General features: G+C 57.1%; 4 protein-coding genes. 2 read left to right on the top strand and 2 right to left on the bottom strand.

What is annotated here, in order from left to right; all coding sequences use genetic code 11:
- Window positions 1-161: 161 nt before the first annotated feature.
- Both AC0IYN_RS30465 and AC0IYN_RS30460 read right to left on the bottom strand, forming a co-directional pair.
- Window positions 162-887, bottom strand: a complete 726-nt coding sequence (locus AC0IYN_RS30465; protein ID WP_471844919.1) for a hypothetical protein — start codon at window positions 885-887, stop codon at window positions 162-164.
- Between the two features lie 169 nt (window positions 888-1,056).
- A complete protein-coding gene (locus tag AC0IYN_RS30460; protein WP_471844917.1) occupies window positions 1,057-1,473 on the bottom strand; it encodes a hypothetical protein in 417 nt (138 codons plus the stop codon).
- A 138-nt stretch (window positions 1,474-1,611) separates the two neighbouring features.
- Between AC0IYN_RS30460 and AC0IYN_RS30455 the strand changes: the two genes are divergently transcribed.
- Both AC0IYN_RS30455 and AC0IYN_RS30450 read left to right on the top strand, forming a co-directional pair.
- Window positions 1,612-2,637 carry a plasmid recombination protein gene (locus AC0IYN_RS30455; RefSeq protein WP_471844915.1) on the top strand — a complete coding sequence of 342 codons (1,026 nt, stop codon included), beginning with the start codon at window positions 1,612-1,614 and terminating at the stop codon, window positions 2,635-2,637.
- Between the two features lie 284 nt (window positions 2,638-2,921).
- Window positions 2,922-3,936, top strand: a 1,015-nt coding sequence (locus AC0IYN_RS30450; RefSeq protein WP_471844914.1) for a hypothetical protein, incomplete at its 3' end; no start/stop codon positions are given.

Raw genomic sequence — 3,936 nt, 5'->3', positions numbered from 1 at the left:
TGAGCCTGCTCAACGACCAGGACTGGATCTTGATCCGCAGTTTTGGTGCCCACGCGAAGATGCTCGATGCCGCTGAGGACGGCGGATGGGCTGGCATCCAGGAAGCATTGAGGGTGCTTCGCCAGATGGCAGCGAAAATCCAGCCGCAGGCCTACAGCAACCTAGCTTCCGAACAGGAAGGCGCGAAGGTGCTCAAGACGGCTCAGCTTGGGGATAGCAGGCGGCGGCGTCGAACGCAGGACGCTGAGCTCACCCCGTAGCTGTTCCATCTCTGCCTGCAGGCGCCCTGCCTCGCTCAAAAGCCCGCCGTTGGCTTCACGCTCCAGACGCAGCTGCTCCGTCACTGCGTCCAGTTTCCCACTCATTTTTGCCAGCGACTGCCGGGCTTCGGTAGCGGCCCTCTGAGCCTCTGTGAGCGTGTCTGAGCGCTTCTGCTCAGTAGCTGCGGCCTTCGCCTGAAGAATCTCCTGCAGAGCCTCAAATGAGCCTGGGAACGGCTTCTCAAGGCGTTTGAGGTCGTTCGCCAGGGTGTTGATCTCTGAGCTGGTCAGAGCCTGGCTGCGCAGCCACGGGTAGGCCTGGACGGTAGCCCACGCACGTCGCCATGCCTTCCAGGCCGAAAAATTCCACGCGAGCCCTCCAAGTTCAGCGGGTGCTTCGATCATCGTCTGCCAGGACTTGAACCCCAGCTGCCCGATGATCGAGCGGGCGATGGAATCGGTGCTGGGCCTGCCTGAGCTCAGAATTTCAGGGAGGAGCCGCGTCACGGTCTCCATGAACCCCATCCAGGCGGCGGGATTGTCTGCGCCCTGGAGCGCTGAAAGCAGCTCGCCACGGGCCTTGGCGACGGTTTCGGGTACGTACAGCGGCAACTGGTGTTCGGCCATTTTTTGGCTCTCCAAAAAGGGTGTAACTGTGTATAAATATACACCCTTTACACCCTTTATCAATGCTGGTAAGGGTGTATTTTTTGCGCTCTTTCGAAAGGGGCCGAAACGCCGCTTTTGAAGGGGTCAAGGGCGCGCCCGGAGGCCGCAGCCCGCGCAGCCCCCAGCTTCATCGGGGGCGAGCAGGAACGGGCGAGGACGCGGCGAAGCGCACCCTTGATGCCACGCGGCTTGCCAAGCTGGCGATGGGGGTGGGGAACGCTTTTATCCCCGCGCCCTTCGCCTGCCGGGCGAGTCCGGCTCTGCTTTTGCCCTTGATCTGGCTGTTGATCTGCTTTTGATCTGCTCTGCTTTTGGCCCCGCGAGGGCCGACGTTTATGCAAGGAGCGCAGCGACTGGAATAAACATAGTCGGTCATGTTTTTTAAAAACATAGCACCCCGAGCGATATATTGAACTTGGCTTTTGATGTTCGCAGTTAATACAATGTTTGTAATAAGAATAACTAAGGCCGGACTATGCACCAGTTCATCCATATCAATAGTTACAGTCTGACAACCCCCAAAAAAGCAAAAGAGGGTGGCCATTCTGTACGGTCAATAGTTGGTGAAGCTAACCGTGAACCTGGCAATCACCCACACGTAAAAGACCCACAGCCGCCCGTACTTCTCCACGGAAAACCATTGGAATTGCTGGAATCTACGTGCGAGACATGGGCCAGTTCGATGACTGATGCAAAGGGTCGGAAGCTGAGGAAAGATGCCCTCTGTCTGGTCGCTGGGGTAGTCAGTGCGCCGGCTGAGATTGGGGAGGGTTGGCAGGCTTTTCGTGATGATTCGGTCGCCTGGCTCCGGAAGAAATATGGCGATCAACTGCAGACGGTGGTCGAGCACACGGACGAGGATCAACCACACCTTCACTTCTACGTCACCCCTGCACCTGGGCAGCGTTTCGATACGATCCACGAGGGTCGTGCTGCGTCTGATGCGATCAAAGGAACGAAGGTGAAGGCGAGCAAGGAAATCGCTTACAACGCAGCAATGACGCGCTTCCAAGACGATTTCGGGGCTGCTGTTGCTCAGCGTCATGGGATGGATCGGCTGGGCCCTGGTGCGCCGCGTGTGAGTCGGGCCGAGGCAGTGAAACGCAAAGAGACCAGGAAGGAGCTCGGAGCTCAACTGGTGCGCGAGGTGAGGGCAGCAGTTGAGAAGGGCGAGCGTCGTGGGTTCGTCCAGGGCAAAGCCGCTGGCAAGGCTGCAGGTGAGGTTGAGGGCTTAGGACAGGCCAAGGCTGAGTTTGAGAAAAAGAGTCTGTTTGCGAAGTTGACGGATTTCGTTAAAGGCCTGACCAGGGAAAACGAAGATCTCCGGAAAAAACTGAAAACGTCGGAAAGTACCCTCGAAAGCCTATCTAGCAAGTTCGATAAACTTAAGGCCACAGCAACTGGTTATTTCAATCAGCTTAAGAAGGTGTTGCCGGAACTGGAGGATTTGCGTTCAAAGAAGCTCCAATTCGAGTATGAGTCTAAGAGGGTCCGTCAACTCTCGGTCGACCTGGAAAAGACCACTGGTGAGCTTTCGAACGCAAATAATCGTATCGGCAGGCTGGAATTTAAGTTGGGTGAATACCAGGAGAGGGAGGCTGAGGCTGATCGAAAAGCGGCGGAATTGCTGGCTGATTCGAAGGTTGATCTGCAAGTGCCGGTCAGCAAACGAAAAAGAGTCCACGATTCTGAGCTTGATTACCGTTAGGCGTTCGCGGAATATGGGGTCAAGCCTGCGTAAACGACAGGCATAAAAAAACCCAGATCAGCGGCCCTGCAAGGCCTCCCTGGGTTCTTCTACTTAAGTTCGGGGTCAGTATGTATAGCGCGAAGAAGAAATTCAAGTGCCTACCTGCCCGCCAGCATGGCGGGGGTGGGCATGTCAGATGCACAGGTAGGCGTTAGGACGCCTCACCAGGCCCCGCCAGGGGCCGACTCGGAAGAATACGCAAAATCTTCCCCCCCCTCCAAACCAAGTCCTTCGATGGGCGGTTGATCCGGGCCGAAAGGTACTGGCTGCTGGCTGTTGCCCGAGGTTTGCTGTTCACCGAAGGTCGGCGTCAGAAGCTCGACTTCCCCAACCAGATCCACGCCACGACCAAGTGCAAGTACATCCATCGCGCCCAGGTCAAAATCATGAAGTCGAAGGAATTCGACAAGGCGTTTTTCACTGGCCTGGTGACATGCGGTAGCGTCTGGTCGTGCCCTGCATGCAGTGTGAAGATCCAGGAACGTCGACGCCTGGAGATCGCTCAGGGCATCGATTGGGCCTATGAAAACGGCTTGCAGCCGGTGATGGTCACCCTGACTTTTCCGCATACCCGGTGGGACTCAGTGCAGGGGCTGCTCGATGGCCAGAAGGAAGCTTTGACCCGCTTGCGCAAGGGCGCGGCCTGGGATCGTTTCAAGGAATACTCGGGTTATGAAGGCCTGATTCGGGCGCTGGAACTGACCTTCGGCGACAATGGCCCACATCCACATACCCACGAACTTTGGTTCGTATCTCGCGATGCTGTGGCCGACCTTTCGACCGATGAAGCCCGTGCTTTTGAGGCGAAGAAACGGGGCTGCTCGATCTCCGACCTGGATCACCTGGTTGATATGAAAACCGAGGTCATCAAGCGTTGGGAGACGGCCTGCCGGGCGGCGGGCATGCTCGATGACGACAAGGTCGCAGCGTTCCGCAAGCATGCCGTAGACGTGAAGGGCTGGTGCTCCGCCAGTGAGTATCTGGCGAAGATGGATGACGCCAAGCACTGGGGTATTGATCGCGAGCTGGCGAAGGCAAGTAGCAAGGCTGGTAAGGCCAAGGGCATGCACCCGTTCGGGCTACTGGCAGAGGCCGGTGAGGGCAACAAAAAAGCCGGCTACCGGTTCGTTGAATATTCCATGGCGGTCAAAGGCAGGGCTCAGCTTTTTTGGTCGCGAGGCCTGAAAAAACGGGTCGGTATCGTCGAGAAAACCGACACCGAAGTCGCTGAGGAAGAGACGGACAAGGCGGATCTGA

This window comes from Pseudomonas sp. AC112 (assembly GCF_979253545.1).
The sequence above is the reverse complement of the archived record's forward strand: the minus strand, read 5'-3'. Positions and strand labels throughout refer to the sequence as shown.